Below are 19,449 nucleotides of genomic sequence, written 5' to 3' on the forward strand. Positions count from 1 at the left end.
GGGCCGCCGCGGTGGACGAACCCATGGGCGAATACCGCTCGCGGCCCGACCTGCGCTACAACTGGGACGGTGAAGATGGGGCCGATCGAAGTGTGGCCGCCGGTGGTGCTCGCGCCCATGGCGGGCATCACCAACGCGCCGTTCCGGGTGTTGTGCCGGGACCAGGGCGCGGGATTGTTCGTGTCAGAGATGATCACGACGCGGGCGCTGGTCGAGCGCAATCCCAAGACGTTCAGGATGATCCGGTTCGCGGAGTCCGAGCGGCCCAGGAGCATCCAGTTGTACGGCGTCGACCCCGCCATCGTGGGCCGGGCGGTCCGGATGATCGCCGAGGAAGACCTCGCCGACCACATCGATCTCAACTTCGGCTGCCCGGTGCCCAAGGTGACCAGGCGCGGGGGCGGGTCGGCATTGCCGTACAAACGGCATCTGCTGCGGCGGATCCTGCGCGAGGCGGTCGCGAACGCCGGGCCGCTGCCCGTGACGATGAAGATGCGCAAGGGCATCGACGACGATCACCTGACCTATCTGGACGCCGGGCGCATCGCGGTCGAGGAGGGGGTCGCGGCGATCGCCCTGCACGCCCGCACGGCCCGCCAGCACTACGGAGGCGTGGCCGACTGGGCGGCCATCGCGCGGCTCAAGGAGGCCGTGCCGGAGATCCCCGTGCTGGGCAACGGCGACATCTGGTCGGCCGACGACGCGCTGCGGATGGTGGCGCGCACGGGCTGCGACGGCGTGGTGGTCGGGCGCGGGTGCCTCGGCCGGCCGTGGTTGTTCAGAGATCTGGAGAACGCGTTCAACGGCAGCCCCGAGCGGGCCAGGCCGGTGCTCGGCGAGGTGGCCGAGACGATGGCCAGGCACGCCGAGGGGCTGACCGGGTGTTTCGACATCGAGCGCTACGCGGTGGCCGACTTCCGCAAGCACGTCGGGTGGTATCTGAAGGGGTTCACGGTCGGGAGCGAGCTGCGGCGTGAGCTGGCCACAGCCGAATCGCTCGACGGGCTGCGCGAAGGGCTGGCCAAGCTGGATCACGACCAGCCGTGGCCGCCCAACACCGACACCCCGCGCGGCAAGTCGGGCGAGCGGTCCAAGGTGCTGCTGCCGGACGGGTGGCTGGACGATCCGTGGGACTGCGTGGTGCCGGAGGCGGCCGAGTCGGACGTCTCCGGCGGCTGACGCGCTCAGTGCGGGCCGGTGATCTCGGTGCCGCAGGGGCCGCCGCCGACGGCCGGCTCCAGCCGGACACGCTCGCCCGACATCGTGAGCGTCGGGTAATACTCCGCGATGCGCTCGGCCGAGCGGCCCGTGTAGTGGCAGATGAAGCTGCGCCTGAACCGGTCGCTCGTGGTGTTGGGCTCCGAGCCGTGCACCAGGCTGCCGTTGAAGAACAGCACGTCGCCGGGGTCCATGTCGACGGGCACCCGTTCGAGGCCGGGTGGCGGCGGCACGTACTCCCTGGTGAACGACGCGCCCTGGTCGGCCTCCTCCGGGCAGAACAGGTCCATCAGGTGCGTCCCCGGCACCACCTCCAGGCCGCCGTTCGCCCGGTCCACCCGGTCGAGCGCCACCCAGGCGGCCACGCAGGTGCCCGGCTCGACGCGGAGGTAGAAGTTGTCCTGGTGCATGGCCTGGCCCCTGGCGCCCGGCGGCTTGAAGTAGAACATGCTCTGGGCTGCTATCGGCTCCTCGCCGAGGAGGTCGCGGAGTATCGCGGCGATGCGCGCGTCGAGCAGGAAGCGCAGGGCCACGTCGTTCACCTGGTGCGGGTGCATGATGCGCGGATACTCGCGCAGGATGTCGTACGGCCGGCCGGGCTCCTGCGGCTGCGGGGCGAAGTGCCCGGGGATCGGCCCCCTGGCGTGCAGCGCCATGAACTCCTCGCGCAGCTCGGCCACCTCGTCCTGCGACAGGAGGGCGGGCGCCAGCATGAACCCCTGGTCGTGGAAGTCGTTGAGCCTCATGGGTCTCACGCTAGGGAGCACGGTCGTGCGACGGTATGCCTGTGACCGCTGAGGACCTGTCTGTTCCTGCTGCCGAGCTGTTGATCGTGGGCCACTACGACAAGGCGCCCGGCTACGCGACGCGCCGCCCGGCAGGGTCGCCCAGCTGGCTGCTGTTGTGGACGGAGGCGGGGGAGGGGCTGGTCGAGCAGGGCGGCACGTCGTTCGCGGTGAGGGCTGGGGATCTGGCGGTGCTGGGCTCCGGGGTGGCGCAGCACTACCGGGTGCGGGCGGGCGCGGAGCGGTGGCGGTTCTGGTGGGTGCACTTCCAGCCGCGGCCGGGCTGGGCGGCGTGGCTGGCGCCGTACGCCGAGGGCGACGGTTGCCACCTGGTCGCCGGGGTGCCGCCGTCCGTGCACGAGCGCGTCGATCTGGCGTTCCAGCGGGCGCTCCAGGACGCGCGCTGGACGCCCGGGCTCGCGCGCACGGCGCCGGTCGAGGCGCGGGTTCCGGCGCTCGCCGTGGGCGGGCCCGCGCGGGAGCTGGTGCTCGGCGCCGTCGAGGAGGTGCTGGTGCTGGCCACCGCGTCCGCGCGCCCTGAGGCCACGCGGACGGGCGAGGAGGGCGACGACCGTGTACGCCGGGCCCTGGCGATCATCGCGGCCGAGCCCGGCGCCCCGCATACGGTGGCCTCGCTGGCCCGCGCCGTGGCGCTCTCGCCCTCCCGCTTCGCCCACCTGTTCGCCGAGGAGACCGGTCAGACCCCCATGCGGGTGGTACGCCGGGCGCGGGCCGGCCACGCCGCGAGCCTGCTGGAGGTGACCGACATGGACGTCGGCCAGGTGGCGGTGGCGTGCGGTTTCGTCAGCCCTTTCCATTTCAGCAGGGCCTTCAGCAAGGAGTACGGGATGCCGCCCCGCGACTATCGCGCCCGCCTGCGCGACGTTAGCGGCTGACCGGGAGCGGTCCCCTGTCGGGAGTGAACAGCCGGTCGTCCAGGTGGTCGACGGCGTAGTCGATCGCTCCCATCACCACGCACTCGTCACCCAGCGTGGACGCGCGCACCTCCGGCATGCGCATGCAACTCACCGCCGCCTGCCTGCGCCACGGCGAGCACCTCGCCGCCCTGCCCGGCGAGGCGGCGCGGGCGCGGTCACGCCGGCTCTTCGCCGAGGTGACGGCCGCCACGATGACCGCCACGCTCGCCCACCTGCGCGACCGGTACGGGGGAGCGGAGGCGTACCTGCTGGACGGCGGCCTGCCCCCGGCGGACCTGCCCGTCCTGCGCGCCCGCCTGACGGAAGCGCCCGTCTGAGGGCGCACCCGCGCGCAAGTGGTCGGAGGCTCGTCAGACGTCGACAGGGCCGCCGCTGCGCCAGTAGACGTTGTCCTCTCTCGACAGCAGCCCCTCGTCCACGAGGTACCGCCGCAGCGCCGCGTGGTCGTCGTGGAAGGCCCGCAGCGCCACGTTCACGTCCTTCTCCGGATAGCGCACTCCCGGCTCGAACACCCGCACGATGTACCGGAGGACGACGAGCCGCTTGTCGCGGCGCATCGTCGTGGTCGTCAGCCGCCCGCCGACCAGGAACGTCCGCAACACCCGCTCCTCCGCGCCGAGTTCCCCGGCCGGCTCGTCGGCCGACTGCGCGTGGGCGCGCAGCAGCTCGCGGAACCGCTCGGGCGTGGCCCGCCACGTGCCGTCGTCGTCACGGGCGGCCAGGCCGCCGGTGGCCAGCCTGTGCAGTGCCTTGGGGGACGGGTCGCCGGGGAGGCCGAGCACCAGGGCGGAGAAGGCGCGCAGGGTGTCGTCCTGGGAGAGCAGCCCGAGGACGCGCCGGAGGTCGGGGTCGTTCACCTCACCCATTTTGTCCTATGATCGACGCGAGGCTTTCTTGACTCTTTGTAACCGTAAATGTCACGAAATGTCTCGATCTTGAGACATGGTCATGACACGACCTCAACGCTCCGAGCCGGACACTTAATCGACAGGCCTGTGCCGGGGCGCCCTTGCCAGTCCGTTCCGGCACAGGGCTTGTCGCTTCTCCAGGGATCTCAGAGCCGGTTGAGCCCGATCACGTGGAGCACGGCCCGCCCCTCCTCGTCGGAGGCGGCCAGGTCGACCTGGGCGTCGATGCCCCAGTCACCGTCGCCGGCCGGATCCCTGACCGTCTGGCGGACCTTCCACAACCCGCTCTCCTCCTCGATCCGCAGCAGCGCGGGCCCCCGGGCGTCGGCGTCGGTGAGGATCTCCTCGTGGTCGTCGTAGTACGCGTCCAGCGCCGCGCCCCAGTCGACGTCGGGGGCGAGCTCCTCCAGCTCGTCCTCCTTCTCGACGGCGCAGAGCTCGACCAGCCGGAACATGGCGTTGCGCACCAGCACCCGGAACGCCCGCGGGTTGGCGGTGACCGGGCGCACCTTGGCCTCCAGCTGGTCCTTCTGCTCCAGCACCTCGGCCGGGTTGGTCAGCTTCTCCCACTCGTCGATCAGCGAGGAGTCGACCTGGCGGACGAGCTCGCCGAGCCACTCGATCAGGTCGACCAGGTCGTCGGTCTTGAGATGCTCCGGCACCGTGCGCGACAACGTGCGGTAGGCGTCGGCCAGGTAGCGCAGCACCGTGCCCTCGGACCGGGCCAGCTCGTAGAACTGGATGTACTCGGCGAACGTCATGGCCCGCTCGTACATGTCGCGCACCACGGACTTCGGGCTGACGGTGTAGTCGCCGACCCACGGATGCCCGCGCCGGTAGGTTTCGTACGCCCCGAGCAGCAGGTCGTCCAGCGGCATCGGATACATGACCTCGGCCAGGTGCTCCATCCGCTCCTCGTATTCGACGCCGTCGGCCTTCATCTGCGCGACGGCCTCGCCCCTGGCCTTCTTGAGCTGGGCGGACAGAATCTGGCGCGGGTCGTCGAGAATCGACTCCACGATCGACACCACGTCGAGCGCGTAGGCCGGCGACTCGCGGTCGAGCAGGTCGAACGCGGCCAGCGCGAACGTCGACAGCGCCTGGTTGAGCGCGAAGTCCTCCTGCAGCTCGATCGTGAGCCGGGCCCGCCTGCCCTGCTCGTCGGGCTCGGCGAACTGCTCCACGATGCCGCCGGCCAGCAGCGACCGGTAGATCGCGATGGCCTGGCTGATGTGCCGCCGCTGCCACCTGCGGTCTTCGTGGTTGTCGGTCAGCAGGTGCTTCATCGCCTGGAAGCAGTCGCCCGGCCGGTTGATCACCGCGAGCAGCATGGCGTTGCTGACCTTGAACCGCGAGTTGAGAGGCTCGGGCTCGGCCTCCTGGAGCTTGACGAACGTGTCCTCACTCCAGCCCACGAAGCCCTCCGGCGGCTTCTTGCGAGCATAGCCGCGCCGCCTCTTGGGGTCGTCGCCGATCTTGGCCAGCGCCTTGGCGTTCTCGATGTCGTGCTCGGGAGCCTGGCAGGCGACGTAGCCGATCGTGTCGAAGCCCGCCCGGCCGGCCCGCCCGGCGATCTGGTGGAACTCGCGGGCGCGCAGCCGGCGCACCTTGTTGCCGTCGTACTTCGACAGCGCCGTGAACAACACCGTCCTGATCGGCACGTTGACGCCGACGCCGAGCGTGTCGGTGCCGCAGATGACCTTCAGCAGCCCCGCCTGCGCGAGCCGCTCCACCAGCCGCCGGTATTTCGGCAACATGCCGGCGTGGTGAACGCCGATGCCGTGGCGGACCAGCCGCGACAGGGCGCGCCCGAACCGGGTGGTGAACCGGAAACCGCCGATCATCGAGGCGATGGCCTCCTTCTCGGCCTTCGTCGCCATGTTGATCGACATCAGGGCCTGGGCGCGTTCCATGGCCGCAGCCTGCGTGAAGTGCACGACGTAGACCGGCGCCTGGCCGGTGCTGAGCATCTCCTCCAGCGTCTCGTGCAGCGGGGTCATCCGGTAGGAGTAGACGAGCGGCACCGGCCGCTCCGAGTGCTTGACCACGGACGTGGGCCGCCCGGTGCGCCGGGTCAGGTCGCGCTCGAACATCGACACGTCGCCGAGCGTCGCCGACATCAGGACGAACTGCACGTTGGGCAGCTCCAGCAGCGGCACCTGCCAGGCCCACCCGCGGTCGGGCTCGGCGTAGAAGTGGAACTCGTCCATGACGACCTGGCCGATGTCGGCCGCGGCCCCGTCGCGCAGCGCCACGTTGGCCAGGATCTCGGCCGTGCAGCAGATGATGGGCGCGCCCGCGTTGACGCTCGCGTCGCCGGTCATCATGCCGACGTTCTCGGTGCCGAAGACGGCGCACAGGTCGAAGAACTTCTCCGACACCAGCGCCTTGATCGGCGCGGTGTAGAACGTGCGCACGTCACGCGTCAGCGCGGCGAAGTGGGCGCCGGCGGCCACCAGCGACTTGCCCGAACCCGTCGGCGTGGCCAGGATCAGGTTGCTGCCGGAGACGACCTCGATGAGCGCCTCCTCCTGGGCGGGATAGAGGGTGAGCCCCCGCTCGGCGTTCCAGGCGACGAAAGCGTCGAAGATGGCGTCGGGATCGGCGTCGATGTCATCTGGCAGGCGGTCAACGAGTAGGCTCACACCCTCTATCCTGCCGAAGTTTGCCCGATGGTCGAACCGGCTCCGCCCCGATCAGGTCAAACCTCCAGGTCGAGCTGGAACAGGACCGTGTCGATCCAGCGCCCGTGCTTGAAGCCCACGGCCCTCAGCCGGCCGGCCTGGGCGAAGCCGTACGCCTCGTGAAGCCGCGCCGACGACGGGTCGCCCGAGTCGGCGATCACCGCCACGACCCGGCGGGCGTGCGTCCGGCGCGCCGCGTCCATCAGCTCGCCGAGCAGCAGCCGGCCGAGCCCGCGCCCGGTCATGCCGGGCGCGAGATAGATGGTGTCCTCGACGGTGTGCCGGTAGGCGGGCTTGGGACGGTACTGGGCGAGGTAGGCGTAGCCGGCGATCACGCCGTCCACGTCGGCCACCAGGAACGGCAGCCCGGCCCGCGTGACGCCGGCCGCCTTCGCCCGCCAGTCGTCCAGCGACGGCGGCCTCTCGTCGAACGTGGCCACGCTGCCCGTCACGTAGTGCGCGTAGATGGCGGCGACGGCGGGCAGATCGGCGCCGGCGAGGGCTCGGACCTTCGTCATGCCCCCCATTCTGCGCACCGGCGCATTACGCCGGTGTTTCCCCGACCTCACGCCCCGGCGCGCGGCGCCGTCATCAGCAGCCCGCCGAGCAGCGCGATCACCGCGAGGAACGGCCCGCCGCCGGGGGCGAAGCCGCCCACGGTGAGGGTCAGCACCCCCGCGCCGACCATCGCGGTCGCCCCCAGCGCCGTGCCCCAGCCCTCCTTGCCGTACGGCAGCGCGGGCGGCGTCTCGAACCGGGCGAACCCCTTCAGCAGCGGCCACAACACCAGGCACAGCAGCCCGAACCAGAGCGGCCATCCGGCGAACCAGAGTGCGCTGCCCGGCGCCGGCGTCTCGACGCCCAGCAGGACCACCACGACGCCGGTGACGGCGAACAGGGCCGGCATGTGCCACAGGTACACCGTCATGATCCGCGGCCCCGCCCAGTCCAGCAGCCGGCCCGTGCGCAGCCGCAGCAACCACGGCCGCAGCAGCACGGCCAGCCCGATCTGCCCGGCGGAGACGGCCAGCATGGCGAGGGTGGGCGGGGCCATGTTCGACATCTCGGCGCCGGGCAGCCCGATCATGCTGCCCGGGTAGGGGCCGTACGCCACCAGGAGCGCCGCCGCCCCGAAGCCCCCCGCCGCCAGCGCCCAGGCGTGGCGCAGCCGGCCCTCGGCGTAGAGGAAGCCGAGCTGGTGCACGGCCAGCCAGACGAACACGATGTTCAGGTAGCCCACGGTCTCGACCCCGGTGGAGAAGCGTGCCACGTCGGTCAGCACCGCCCCGGCCGCCAGCCCGGCGGGGACCCACAGGCCGTACCTCTGGTGCAGGCGCAGAGCGTACGGGGTGGCCGTGACGGCGATCAGGTAGACGGCCAGGAACCACAGCAGCTGCCCGGTCAGCTTCGCGCCCACGTCGAGCGGCTGCGGGGGCACGCCCAGCGTGAGCAGGATGTGCGGCAGCGGGATCCACACCGCGGCGAGCGGCAGGAGCGGCCAGGCCAGCCGGCGCAGCCGCTCCGCCAGCCACCGCGGCGCGCTCTTGCCGGTCCGCCCGAAGCCGATCGCGTTCGCGGCGCCGCCCGCGAAGAACACCAGCGGCATCACCTGGCTGATCCAGGTCACCACCCACACGCCGGGCGTGGACAGCGCGTTGCCCGTGGTCAGCCGGACCCCGTCGTACGACAGCACCGGGATGGTCCAGTGCTGCAGGACGATGAGCGCCATGCCGAACACGCGCAGCAGGTCGATGAACGGATCCCGCGTCGCGCGCACGGCTGCCGTGCGGCGCGGCCCTGTGGTCGTGGCCGCGGCGGTGGGGCGGTCCAGCAGGACGGTCATGGGGGCGCCTCGATTCGCAGGGGACGGATGACCCAAGGCTTCCGTCGCGGGCGCCCGCGCACATTGCCGCCGCCCACCCTGTCGAGGTCAAGATCGCACCACCGGCTCCGGTAGGGCTGGCCCTACCCCCGCACACCGGTGCACCCGCTCGTCCGGGACGACGGGACGAAATACGGTTGAGGCCATGCGCTCCCTGATGAGGCGTGTCCTTCTCGACACCCGTTACACGCTGGTGGGCTTCCCCACGACCGTCATAGGTTTCGTGCTCATGGTCGCCGGCTTCGCCGCCGGCACGGGCACCCTGGTCGTGTGGCTCGGCGTGCCGCTCCTGGCCGGCACGCTGCTGATGGCGCGGGGATTCGCCGACGCGGAGCGCGGCTGGCTGTCGGACGTGCTCAAGCGCCCTCCGGTGCGGCCCCGCTACAAGCCGGCCCCGCCCGGCGCGGGCTGGTTCCGCCGGCTGGTCAACCCGCTGACCAGCGGGCAGTCCTGGCTCGATCTGCTGCACGGCATCATCAGCCTGCCGTTCGCCATCGTGGCGTTCGTGCTGACGGTCGTCTTCTGGGCGATCCCCCTGGCGGGGCTGACCTGGCCGCTGTACGGCATCATCACCATGCGGATCCCCGGCAACACGGAGCTGCCGGAGCTGCTCGGCCTCGGCGACGGCTACGTCGTCAACGCGGCCTTCCACGTAGGCATCGGCCTGGTCTTCGCGGTGCTCCTGCCCTTCATGGTGCGCGGGGCCGCGCTGCTGCGGGCCGGGCTCGGCAGGGCGCTGCTGACCGGCGTGGCCGAGCTGCACGAGCGCATCGACGACCTGGCCGAAGGGCGCGCCGCGGCCGTCTCCGCCGAGGCCAACGCGCTGCGCAAGCTGGAGCGCGACATCCACGACGGCCCGCAGCAGCGGCTGGTCTCGCTGGCCATGGAGCTGTCCAGGGCGCAGCGGCAGATGGCCAAGGACCCCGAGGCGGCGCAGGTCACGCTCAAGTCGGCGATCGGCGCCACCCGCGAGACGCTCGACGAGTTGCGCGCGCTCTCGCGCGGCATCGCCCCGCCCGTCCTGTCGGACCGCGGTCTCGCGCCCGCGCTCGCCGCCCTGGCCGGGCGCTGCACGATCCCGGTGGACCTGGACGTGCAGACGGTCGAGCGCTATCAGGCGTCGGTCGAGAACGCCGTCTACTTCGTCTGCGCAGAGGCCCTCACGAACGTGGCCAAGCACAGCCGCGCCACCGTCTGCACGGTCCAGCTCGTCCGCATCGGTGACGGCCTGATGCTCACGATCGGGGATGATGGTGTCGGCGGTGCGAGCATCGCCAAGGGACACGGTCTCGCCGGGCTGGCCGACCGGCTCCGCGCCGTCGACGGGGAGCTGTCGATCCAGTCACCCGACGGCGGGCCGACAACGATCGTGGCGGAGGTGCCGTGCGGGTAGTCGTGGCCGATGACGCGGTCCTGATCAGGGAGGGCCTGGTCAGGCTGCTCGAAGAGTTCGGCTGCGAGGTGGTGGCGGCCGTCGGTGACGGCCCCGGCCTCGTCGAGGCCGTCGCCGGGCACAAGCCCGACGTGTCGGTGGTCGACGTGCGCATGCCGCCGTCGTTCACCGACGAGGGGCTCAGGGCGGCCGTCGAGGCGCGGCGCAGGGTGCCGGGCGCGCCCGTGCTCATCCTGTCGCAGTATGTCGAGGTCTCCTACGCCGACGACCTGCTGGCCGACGCCCGGGGCGCGGTGGGCTACCTGCTGAAGGACCGCGTCGTCGACGTCGACGAGTTTCTCGAGGGCCTGCGGCGGGTGGCCGCCGGCGGCACCGTGTTCGATCCGCAGGTGGTGTCCCAGCTGATGGTACGCAGGCGCAAGGACGACCCGCTGGCGCAGCTCACGCCGCGTGAGCGTGAGGTGCTCGGGTTGATGGCCGAGGGGAAGTCGAATCCGGCCATCGGGCGGCAGCTCGTGATCAGCGACGGGGCCGTGGAGAAGCACATCAGAAGCATCTTCAGCAAGCTCGGCCTCTACGCGGAGGACAGCGACCAGCATCGCCGGGTGCTCGCTGTGCTGACCTACCTGCGGTCCTGACCCTCATGTCGTTGGCGGTTCGCCCGCACCCCCGGCCCCGGCCCGCCGGCGAGCGGGGGCGGCTCCGCTCTCCGGTCCCTCCTCGGCCGCGCTGAGGGGTGGCTGGCCGGTCCGCGCGGCGCTGCGCGCGGACCTGGCCGCTCGGGGTCAGCCGAGCGCGTCGACCAGCTTCTTGCGCTGCTGGGCGCCCAGGCCGCCGAGACGGCGCTTCTCGTCGACGCCCGCCTCCTCCATCAGCGCGGTGGCCTTGGCCGGACCCACGCCCTTGACGGCGCGCAGCGCCTGGGAGACCTTGATCTTCTTCGCGATGTCGTCGTCGCGCTCAAGCAGCTGGGCGAACGTCAGCTCACCGGCCTTGACCTTGGCCAGCAGGGCGGTGCGTGCGGCACGCGCCTCGGCCGCCTTGGCCAGAGCCGCTTGACGCTGCTCGGGGGTGAGGGTGGGAAGTGCCATCTCTGTTCTCTCCTCGGGGAGTTTAGGTTCGGGTTCTGTTACCCGTGGTGCAGTGGCTAATCATGGCGGATACCAGCGGTTCGTGTTGCGGAAAGCGCCCGGCTCAACGTGTCGGCCACCCCGTCGCGGCCACTTCCGTGCGCGCCACGTGCCGCGTGACCGGGCCTTCGCCGGCCCCCATGCCGCCGACCACGTGTTCTCCCACACCGTAGCCCTCATAGAGCGGGTGCGACCTCAGCGGTGGCCGGACCGGGCCCCGGCCGGCCCCGCGAGCGTGGTGCCGCGGGCCGCCGGCCTCGCCGGGTCCGCGGTCGTCCCGGGCGGAGCGGCCGAGGGGCGCGCCCTGCCCGGCGCGAGCGCACCTCCGCACCCTTCATACGCTGGGAAGACGCCGGACATCGCCCGTGTCCGCGAGCGCTCCGGGGACGGCCGCGCACGCCCGGAACGCCCGCGTCGTGGCCGCCTCCGTCATGGGGGCGCGAGCTCCAGATTCACGGGTTCCGCCGCCCGGCTCTCGGGGGTCGGGCTCGGGGGGTCATCGCAGCCGTACCGCCGGCCGGCGGGGGCCGTACAAGATCGCAAACGTGTTCGGATGCGGAGGGCGCTATAGCGGCTTGTCCCCCTGCGGGGTGGAATGCGTCACATTTCGCCTTTCGGGCGTGTCGCGACCCTGGTCAGGGTGGTTTTCCCGCCATCTTTCGAGCCCTTCGGGGGTCAGGAAAGCGTCGAAGACCGACTCCATGGCGCCCAGCAGAGCCCCGCGCCAGCCCAGAGCCGACCCCTCGATCCTGGGCGGGGGGTCGCGGCGGATCGCCATGAGGCGGGGCTCGCAGGCCCGCAGCAGCGTCCCGCCCGCGCGCTCCGCCAGCTCCACGCCGTGGCCCGACAGGGTCACCACCTCCGGATCGTGGGCGTTCACCAGGGCGGCGATCCCGCGGCCGAGCGCGGCGGCGCCGGCCGCCACCGCCTCCTCGCTCGTGGCCAGCACGCGTTCGGCCTGCTCGCGTCCCCGGCCGCCGCCGTGCTCCATGCCGACGTGGCGCAGCAGCGCGTTCGCGCCGACGTCCATGCCCCAGCAGCCGATCGCCCCGCACATGCAGGGCCGGTCGCCGCCGTCCAGCGGCATGTGCCCGAACTCGGCGCCGGTGCCGCTCGCCCCGCCCAGCGGGCGCCCCTCGACGACCAGCACGCCGCCCAGGTCGAAGTCCACATGCAGGTGCAGCCCCACCCGCACCCCTCGCAACCGCCCGCGCCGCGCCTCCGCCAGCGCCGCGAACGCGGTGTCGTTCCCGACCGTCACCTCACCCGCGCCCTCCCGCGGGGCGTCACCGGGGGAGCGGGACAGTCCGAGGAGGGCGGGGACGTTCACCGAGCGCCATCCGAGGTGGGCGATGTCCACCAGCCCGCCGAAGCGCACCGGCCCCGCCAGGGCGACACCTACGCCGACGACCCGGTGGCCGAGCCGGGACGTGTGGGCGGCGACGGCCTCGCCCAGCGGAGCGAGCGCGCCCTGCGGCGTGCCGTCGTGCGGGCGCACGTCCAGGACGGTGACCCGGCCGCCCAGCTCGCACGCCGCCAGCTCCCACGCGTCCTCGCGCACGTCCGCCGCCAGCGCCAGCGGCCCGCGCGGGTGAGGGCCCGGCACCTGGGTCGGCCGTCCCCGCGCGTGCTCGGGGGCCGGTTCCTCGTGCAGCAGCTCGTCGTCGGCCAGCCCGGCGACGAGCACCGACGCCGTCCCCCTCGCCAGCCCCAGGTCGCGGGTCAGGCGCGATCGGGTGCTGGTGGCCCCGCAGTCGTGTACGGCGCGCAGCAGCCGCACACGGTTGTGCGCACGAAGTTCGCCGCTCGTCGTGGCTCCATTCACGAACACAGTTTATGCTCTAGCCGTGAACAAAAGCCTCGTTGAAGCCAGACGCGCTCGTGCCGGAGTTTTCGGATTCTTCATCCTCTGCGGTTTTGTGATGGGTCTCTGGGCGGCCGGGCTGCCGTCCCTGAACGACCGGCTCGACCTCGGCTTCGCCCGGCTGGGCGGCATCCTGCTGCTGATCTCCGGCGGTGCGCTGGTGTCGATGCTGGTGGCCGGGTCCCTGGTGGACAGGTGGTCCAGCAGGCGGGTGTGCTGGTTCGCCGGGCCGTTCTCGGCGCTGGTCCTGCTCGGCCCGGCGCTGGCGCCCTCGTACGAGGCCCTGGTGGTGCTGGCGGTCGTGTTCGGCATCGGGCTCGGGGTGACCGAGGTCTCCATGAACGCCCACTCCGTCGAAGTCGAACGCCGCTACGGCCGGCCGATCATCTCGGCCTTCCACGGCACGTGGAGCCTCGGCGGCGCCGCCGGGGGCGGGCTCACCGCGCTCGTCCTGCAGGCCGGGCTGGACGCCCAGTGGCTGCTGATCGCGGCGGCCCTGGTCGTGCCGTTCCTGTACGTGCCCGCGGCCCGGTTGCTGCTGCCCGACGAGCCCGGGCACGCATCGCCGGAGCCGGGGGCCCAGAAGGGCGCCGGGCTGAAGTGGGGACTCATCGCGATGCTCGGGCTGGCGGCCTTCGCCGGGCACCTGAGCGAGGGCGCGGCCATCGACTGGGCCGCGTTGCACGCCCGTACGGTGCTGGAGACCGACCCCGCCATGGCGCCGCTGGCGTACACGGTCTTCTCCGTGGCCATGACGACCGTCCGGCTGCTGGGCGACCCGATCAGGGCCAGGCTCGGCTCCGTGCGCACCATCCAGTTCGCCGGGCTCTTCGCCACCGTCGGCTACGTGCTGATCCTCCTCTCGCCCGCCGTCGGCGAGCCGCTCCAGGTGGTCTGCGCCTGGACCGGCTGGGCGCTGGCCGGGGTGGGCCTGGCCACGGTGGTGCCGGTGCTGTTCAGCGCGGTCGGAGCGGTCGGCGACCGGGTGGGACGGGCGCTGGCCATGGTGACCGCGTTCGGCTACAGCGGACTGCTGCTGGGGCCCGCCGTGCTCGGCTACGTGGCCGAGGCGTCCTCGCTGCCGGTCGCGCTCGTCATCCCGACGGTCCTGGCCGCCGTGGTGGCGCTCACCGGCGCGCCCGCGATCCGGTCGCTGCTCAGGATCTCCGGAGCGGAGCCCCGCAGGGAAGGGGTCGTCGCGCGCGGGCCCGAACCCGAACCCGCCCGGGACTGACCTCGCGCGGCGCCCCGTCCTCTCCGTCTCTGCCGGCCTCATCCGCTCATCCGTCGTTCGTCCGGCGTGCTGCCGGGGCGCGCCCGGGCTTGGCGCGCCGGTTGTCGCGGATTTGCCAGGATGGCGGCTGACCTGGTGTTATGCGATCGTGACTTGACCTGCGGGTTGCGTGCCGGTTTCATGTGGCCCACGCGGTAAACGTTTACAGCAATCGGGTCGTAAACGTTTACTCCACCGGGAAGGACAACCGTGGCCGACGGACCCACGATCAACACGATCGCCGAGCGCGCCGGCGTCTCGATCGCCTCGGTCTCGCGGGTTCTCAACGGCCTGCCGACCAGGCAGGAGACCGTGCGCAAGGTGATGGCCGCCGCCGACGAGCTCGGCTACGTGCGCAACGCCGTCGCCAGGTCGCTCAAGTCGCGCCGCACCCACCAGGTGGCCTTCGCCATGGCCGACGTGGGCAACCCCGCCTACCTGGCCATGCTCCGCGAGATCCAGCCGGTGCTGAAGGCGGCGGGCTACCGGCTCGTGCTGCACTCCACCGACGCCGTCGTGGCCGACGAGATCGACGTACTGCACAGCCTCGGCGAACGTTACGTGGACGGCCTGATCATGAGCCCGCTGCGGGTCACCGAGCAGCACCTCGAGATGCTGGCCGCGGCCAGGGCGCCCGTCGTGATCATCGGTTCGGTGCCGGAGGGCACGCGGGCCGACAACGTGCGCGCCGACTCCCGCACCGGCGTGCGGCTGGCGATCGACCACCTCTACGCGCTCGGCCGCCGCAGGATCGGCATGATCAACGGCCCGCTCGACACCGTGCCGGGCGCGGCCCGCGGCGCCGCGTACCGCGAGGCGCTCGCCGACCTCGGCCTGCCCTACGACGAGGACCTCGTGCGGATCGGCGACTTCTACCGCGCGGAAGGGGGCCGCGCGGTGGCGGAGCTGCTCGACAGGGTTCCCGACGTGGACGCGCTGATGTGCGCCAACGACCTGATCGCGCTCGGCGCGCTCGACGTGCTGCGCGCGGCGGGCAAGCGGGTGCCCGCCGACGTGGCGGTGGTCGGCATGGACGACACCGACCTGGCGGCGGCCTCGTGGCCGGCGCTGACCAGCGTCTCGCTCGGGTCGGCCGAGCGCGGCAAGGCCGCCGCCGAGCTGCTGCTCGACCGGCTGCAGGGCGGCGACCGCGAGCCGCGGGTGGTCACCGTGCCGCCCCGGCTCGTCATCCGCGCCAGCACGGCGGGCGCGGGCGCCGCGCACGACGACGCGGGACGTACCGAGAGGAAGGAGGGCGGCGCGTGACGGCGACCGTGACGAGACCGGCGCCGCCGCGGAGGCCGCGCGCCAAGCGCCGCCGCATGTCGCGCCAGACGCGCGAGATGTGGCTGCTGATGTTGCCCGCGCTGGTGCCGGTGCTGCTGTTCAGCGTCGGCCCGCTGCTGTACGGCATCGGCCTGGCCTTCACCGACGCCCGCAACACGCGGGTCCACGAGACGAGCTTCGTCGGCCTGGAGAACTTCACCGACCTGCTGGCCGACGGCGACTTCTGGGCCTCGTTCAGGATCGGCGCCGTCTGGGCGGTCTCCGTGACCGTGCTGCAGTTCCTGGCCGCGCTCGGCCTGGCCGTGCTGCTCAACCAGAACCTGCGCTTCAGGGGCGTGGCCCGCGTGCTCGCGGTGGTGCCGTGGGCGATGCCGCCCGTGGTCATCGGCCTGATGTGGAAGCTCGTCTACCACCCGGACGCGGGCATACTGAACGACCTGCTCGGCACGGACGTCAACTGGCTGGCCGACTTCTCGCTCGCGCTGCCCGCGATCATCGTGGTCGGCGTGTGGACCGGCATGCCGCAGACCACGGTCGTGCTCCTGGCCGGCCTGCAGAACGTGCCCAAGGAGCTCTACGAGGCCGGTGAGATGGACGGCGCGGGCCGCTGGCGGCGCTTCTGGAGCATCACGCTGCCGCAGTTGCGGCCCGTGATCGTGGCGATCACCTCGCTCGACTTCGTGTGGAACATCAACCAGTTCGGCCTGGTCTACGTGCTCACGCAGGGCGGGCCCGGCGGGCAGACGCGGCTGCCGATGTTGTTCGCCTACGAGGAGGCGTTCCGCTACCGGTTCGCGGGCTACGCCTCGATGCTCGGCCTCGCCATGGCGATCGTCGTGCTCGCGGTGCTCGGGTTGTACCTGTGGCGGCAGATGAGGGAGAACCGATGAGACGCCTTCCGCAGTACGCCGCGCTGGTCGCGTACATCGTCTTCCTGGCCTTCCCGCTGCTCTGGCTGCTGTCGACGGCGCTGAAGACGCCGCAGGAGATGGCGCTGACCGAGCCGACGTGGCTCCCGCGCGAGCCGACGCTGGCCAACTTCACCGACGCGTTCGGCGAGCAGGACCTGGTGGGCGCGGCGGCGCGCAGCCTGATCGTGGCGCTGTTCAGCAGCGTGATCACGGTGCTGATCTCGCTGCCCGCCTCCTACGCCATGGCCCGCTACCGCGGTCTGCTCAACCGGGTCGCGCTCGGGTGGGTGCTGGTCAGCCAGGTGTTCCCGTTCATCCTGATCATCATCCCGCTCTTCATGATCCTGCGCGAGATGGACCTGGTGAACACGCTGCCTGGGCTGGTGGCCGTGCACGTGACGTTCACGCTGCCGTTCGCGTTGTGGATGTTGCAGGGGTACGTGCGCGCGGTGCCGCCCGAACTGGAGGAGGCGGCGGCCGTGGACGGCGCCACCCGGCTGCGCTCGATCGCCACCGTCGTGGCGCCGCTGCTCGCGCCGGGCGTGGTGGCCACGCTGCTGTTCGCGTTCATCTCGTCGTGGAACGAGTTCATGTTCGCGCTCGTGATCCTGCAGAACCCCGATGTCATGACGCTCCCGCTGACGCTGGTGAGGTTCACCGGCCCAGAGGGGGTGGCCAGGCTCGGCCCGCTGGCCGCGGCGTCGCTCATGGCGACGATCCCGAGCCTGATCTTCTTCGCAATCATCCAGCGGCGCCTGAAGTCCGGCCTGATGGCCGGCGCCGTCAAGGGCTAGGAGGCTCATATGCGTATCAAGTCCGCTCTGGCGGTGGTGGCGATCGCCGCGCTCACCACGGCGTGCGGCGGGGGAGGAGGCGGCGAGTCCTCCTCCCCGAACGAGCCGGTGAAGATCGATTTCCTCAGCCTGGCGTGGCAGAAGGAGTCCGTGGCCGCCAACAAGCAGCTCGTGGAGGAGTGGAACAAGGCCAACCCGAACATCCAGGTCACCTACGTCCAGGGCAGCTGGGACAACGTCAACGACCAGCTCGTCACCCAGTTCGCCGGTGGCACGGCCCCCGACGTCATCCACAACGACTCGCCCGCGCTGTCCGGCTTCGCCACCGACGGCTACCTGCTCGACCTCAGCGGCAAGCTGCCCGCCGAGCTCAAGAACGACATCCCCCAGGCCGCCTGGGACACCGTCACCTTCGATGGCGGCAAGGGCGAGCAGGGCGTCTACGGCGTGCCGTTCCTGCAGGAGTCGCAGGTCGTCATCGCCAACAAGAAGCTGCTCGAGGCGGCCAAGGTGCGTATCCCGACGGCGGACGCCCCGTGGACGTGGGACGAGTTCTCCGCGGCCGCCAAGAAGATGACCAAGGGCGACACGTACGGCGTGGCCTGGCCGATGAAGTCGCCGGTCAACAAGACGCTCAACCTGGCGCTCAACTTCGGCGGCACGTTCTTCCAGACCGTTGACGGCAAGACCACGGTCAAGGTCGGGCCCGAGGAGCGCGAGGTGCTGCAGCGCATCCACGACCAGCTCTACAAGGACAAGTCGGCCGATCCCGCCGCGCTCGGCCAGGGCACGGCCGATCCGCTGCCGGCCTTCTACAAGGGCAAGTTCGCGCTGCTGCCCGCCGGGGTCTACCTGCGCCAGCAGGTCGCCGAGCAGGCGCCGGACGGCTTCGAGTGGGTGACCCTGCCGGGCCCGAAGGGCACCACCACCCAGCAGGGCGCGGTCTCGCAGACGTTGTCGATCGCGCAGGAGAGCGAGCACCCCGACGAGGCCATGAAGTTCATCTCGTTCTTCCTGAACGGGCCCAACCAGGCCAAGCTCGCCAAGGGTGACTGGCTGCTGCCGACCTCCAAGAAGGCCGCCGCCGACCCGGCGATGACCAGCGAGGAGAACGGCTGGGACGTGGCCACCGCCTCCGCCAAGGACCTCGTCGTGGCGCCGTTCCTCAAGGTGAACGGGTTCGACGAGTGGAAGAGCAAGGTCGCCACGCCGGCCCTCCAGGAATACTTCGCCAACAAGATCACCATCGACGAGGTGGCCAAGAGGCTCGTCGAGGACGGCAACAAGGTGCTGGAGCGGTACCAGCGGTGACTCTTCGCGACAGGGCCCGGGGGTGCCTGCTCGGCCTGGCGGCCGGCGACGCCCTCGGCGCCCCCGCCGAGAACCTGACGCCGTCGGAGATCCGGCGCCGGTGGGGACGGCTCACCGAGATCGAGGGCGGAGGCACCGACGACACCGAGTACGCGATCTTCGCCGCGTCGCTCCTCGTCCGCCACGGTCATGCGCTGACCAGCGAGGACGTCGCCGCCGCGTACCGGGAGCTGATCCTGCCCCGGATCGCCGGGCCGATGCGCGGGGCCGGGTTCTCCGAACTGGGCACCGTCGAAGCGCTGCGCCGCGGCCTGGAGCCGCCGCTGACGGGGCTCGTGCACGCGCACGGCTGGTCGGACGGGCTGGCCATGCGGGCCGCGCCGTACGGGATCTTCTGCCCGGGCGATCCGGCGGAGGCGGCCCGGCTGGTGGAGCAGGACGGGCTGGTCAGCGCGGCCGGTGAGGGCATCCTCGGCGGCCGCGCGGTCGCCGGCGCGGTGGCCGCCGCGATGGGCGGCGCCGCCCCTGACGAGGTCGTGGCGGCGGCGCTGGCGGTCATCCCGCCCGACTCCTGGACCGCCAGGAACATCGTCCGGGTCCGCGACGTGCTCGGCCGGTCCTCGGCCGCGGTTGCGGACGCCCACGCCGCCGGCCCTGCCGGCCCCGCTGCCGGCCCGGGCCCTGATGCCGACGCCGACTTTGACGCCGACGCCGCGCGCCGCGCCGATGCCGGCGGGCAGGCCGTTGTCGAGGCGTTGCACGAGGCCGTGGTCGTGCGGCATTACCCCTGGACCGACGTGGCGCCGGAAGCCGTGGCGCTGGCGTTCGCGGCCTTCCTCGCGGGAGGCGGTGACGTGGAGGCGTCGGTGACGTTCGGGGTGAGCCTGGGCAGGGACGCCGACACGATCGGCGCCATCGCCGGGGCCGTGGCGGGAGCCGGTAGCGGAGAGAGCGGCGTGCCCCGGCGGTGGGCCGGAAGAATCGGGCCGGTGACGGGCAAATGCCTGCCCGTCGTGGCAGGGAGACATGTGCTGGACGTCGCCGACGAACTGGCGGAAAGGCTGTAGATCA

General features: G+C 71.9%; 19 protein-coding genes. 11 read left to right on the plus strand and 8 right to left on the minus strand.

Features of this window, described 5'->3' with window-relative positions; translation table 11 throughout:
* The first annotated feature begins 75 nt into the window (after nucleotides 1-75).
* A complete protein-coding gene (dusB, locus tag ABGB01_RS24970) occupies nucleotides 76-1,179 on the plus strand; it encodes a tRNA dihydrouridine synthase DusB (protein ID WP_347775965.1) in 1,104 nt (367 codons plus the stop codon).
* A 5-nt stretch (nucleotides 1,180-1,184) separates the two neighbouring features.
* Here the strand turns inward: dusB and ABGB01_RS24975 are convergent, their stop codons facing one another.
* Complete coding sequence (locus ABGB01_RS24975; protein ID WP_347775966.1) at nucleotides 1,185-1,964, minus strand: phytanoyl-CoA dioxygenase family protein; 780 nt, start codon at nucleotides 1,962-1,964, stop codon at nucleotides 1,185-1,187.
* Nucleotides 1,965-2,005: 41 nt separating this feature from the next.
* Between ABGB01_RS24975 and ABGB01_RS24980 the strand changes: the two genes are divergently transcribed.
* Nucleotides 2,006-2,899: a helix-turn-helix domain-containing protein gene (locus ABGB01_RS24980; RefSeq protein WP_347775967.1), complete on the plus strand. Its 894-nt coding sequence runs from the start codon at nucleotides 2,006-2,008 to the stop codon at nucleotides 2,897-2,899.
* Here the strand turns inward: ABGB01_RS24980 and ABGB01_RS24985 are convergent.
* Nucleotides 2,889-3,023, minus strand: a complete 135-nt coding sequence (locus ABGB01_RS24985) for a hypothetical protein (protein ID WP_347775968.1) — start codon at nucleotides 3,021-3,023, stop codon at nucleotides 2,889-2,891. The two genes, ABGB01_RS24980 and ABGB01_RS24985, sit on opposite strands and share 11 nt — an antisense overlap.
* Here ABGB01_RS24985 and ABGB01_RS24990 point away from each other — a divergent pair.
* Nucleotides 3,016-3,258, plus strand: a complete 243-nt coding sequence (locus tag ABGB01_RS24990; protein ID WP_347775969.1) for a tyrosine-protein phosphatase — start codon at nucleotides 3,016-3,018, stop codon at nucleotides 3,256-3,258. The genes ABGB01_RS24985 and ABGB01_RS24990 overlap by 8 nt on opposite strands.
* A 33-nt stretch (nucleotides 3,259-3,291) precedes the next feature.
* Here the strand turns inward: ABGB01_RS24990 and ABGB01_RS24995 are convergent, their stop codons facing one another.
* From ABGB01_RS24995 to ABGB01_RS25010, 4 genes are all read right to left on the minus strand, one after another.
* Entirely contained in the window at nucleotides 3,292-3,807 is a 516-nt protein-coding gene (locus ABGB01_RS24995; RefSeq protein ID WP_347775970.1) for a DUF2087 domain-containing protein, read from the minus strand.
* Nucleotides 3,808-3,995: 188 nt separating this feature from the next.
* On the minus strand, nucleotides 3,996-6,503 hold the full coding sequence (locus ABGB01_RS25000) for a DUF3516 domain-containing protein (RefSeq protein ID WP_347776150.1): 2,508 nt from the start codon (nucleotides 6,501-6,503) through the stop codon (nucleotides 3,996-3,998).
* Between the two features lie 47 nt (nucleotides 6,504-6,550).
* Nucleotides 6,551-7,051 (minus strand): N-acetyltransferase family protein, encoded by a 501-nt coding sequence (locus ABGB01_RS25005; RefSeq protein ID WP_347775971.1) that lies wholly within the window; start codon nucleotides 7,049-7,051, stop codon nucleotides 6,551-6,553.
* A gap of 47 nt (nucleotides 7,052-7,098) precedes the next feature.
* Entirely contained in the window at nucleotides 7,099-8,376 is a 1,278-nt protein-coding gene (locus tag ABGB01_RS25010) for an acyltransferase (RefSeq protein ID WP_347775972.1), read from the minus strand.
* A gap of 184 nt (nucleotides 8,377-8,560) precedes the next feature.
* Between ABGB01_RS25010 and ABGB01_RS25015 the strand changes: the two genes are divergently transcribed.
* Nucleotides 8,561-9,808: a sensor domain-containing protein gene (locus ABGB01_RS25015; protein WP_347775973.1), complete on the plus strand. Its 1,248-nt coding sequence runs from the start codon at nucleotides 8,561-8,563 to the stop codon at nucleotides 9,806-9,808.
* Nucleotides 9,799-10,446, plus strand: coding sequence for a response regulator transcription factor (locus tag ABGB01_RS25020; protein WP_347621116.1), 648 nt, complete (start codon nucleotides 9,799-9,801; stop codon nucleotides 10,444-10,446). Before ABGB01_RS25015 ends, ABGB01_RS25020 begins: the two co-directional genes overlap by 10 nt.
* Before the next feature lie 147 nt (nucleotides 10,447-10,593).
* On the opposite strand, the gene mihF is transcribed toward ABGB01_RS25020, so the two are convergent.
* Entirely contained in the window at nucleotides 10,594-10,899 is a 306-nt protein-coding gene (gene mihF / locus ABGB01_RS25025; protein ID WP_043641121.1) for an integration host factor, actinobacterial type, read from the minus strand.
* Nucleotides 10,900-11,503: 604 nt separating this feature from the next.
* On the minus strand, nucleotides 11,504-12,763 hold the full coding sequence (locus tag ABGB01_RS25030) for an ROK family protein (RefSeq protein WP_347775974.1): 1,260 nt from the start codon (nucleotides 12,761-12,763) through the stop codon (nucleotides 11,504-11,506).
* Nucleotides 12,764-12,785: 22 nt separating this feature from the next.
* Between ABGB01_RS25030 and ABGB01_RS25035 the strand changes: the two genes are divergently transcribed.
* From ABGB01_RS25035 to ABGB01_RS25060, 6 genes are all read left to right on the plus strand, one after another.
* Nucleotides 12,786-14,036, plus strand: coding sequence for an MFS transporter (locus ABGB01_RS25035; RefSeq protein WP_347775975.1), 1,251 nt, complete (start codon nucleotides 12,786-12,788; stop codon nucleotides 14,034-14,036).
* A 249-nt stretch (nucleotides 14,037-14,285) separates the two neighbouring features.
* A complete protein-coding gene (locus ABGB01_RS25040; protein WP_347775976.1) occupies nucleotides 14,286-15,341 on the plus strand; it encodes a LacI family DNA-binding transcriptional regulator in 1,056 nt (351 codons plus the stop codon).
* The gene (locus ABGB01_RS25045; protein ID WP_347621120.1) at nucleotides 15,338-16,252 is read left to right on the plus strand and encodes a sugar ABC transporter permease; all 915 of its coding nucleotides are present in this window, start codon (nucleotides 15,338-15,340) and stop codon (nucleotides 16,250-16,252) included. Before ABGB01_RS25040 ends, ABGB01_RS25045 begins: the two co-directional genes overlap by 4 nt.
* The gene (locus ABGB01_RS25050) at nucleotides 16,249-17,067 is read left to right on the plus strand and encodes a carbohydrate ABC transporter permease (protein WP_347775977.1); all 819 of its coding nucleotides are present in this window, start codon (nucleotides 16,249-16,251) and stop codon (nucleotides 17,065-17,067) included. The genes ABGB01_RS25045 and ABGB01_RS25050 overlap by 4 nt, the downstream gene beginning before the upstream one ends.
* A 9-nt stretch (nucleotides 17,068-17,076) precedes the next feature.
* Nucleotides 17,077-18,378, plus strand: coding sequence for a sugar ABC transporter substrate-binding protein (locus tag ABGB01_RS25055; RefSeq protein WP_347775978.1), 1,302 nt, complete (start codon nucleotides 17,077-17,079; stop codon nucleotides 18,376-18,378).
* On the plus strand, nucleotides 18,375-19,445 hold the full coding sequence (locus tag ABGB01_RS25060) for an ADP-ribosylglycohydrolase family protein (RefSeq protein ID WP_347775980.1): 1,071 nt from the start codon (nucleotides 18,375-18,377) through the stop codon (nucleotides 19,443-19,445). Before ABGB01_RS25055 ends, ABGB01_RS25060 begins: the two co-directional genes overlap by 4 nt.
* Nucleotides 19,446-19,449 lie beyond the last annotated feature (4 nt).

The sequence above is a fragment of the Nonomuraea sp. B5E05 genome (genome assembly GCF_039880665.1).
GTDB lineage: Bacteria > Actinomycetota > Actinomycetes > Streptosporangiales > Streptosporangiaceae > Nonomuraea.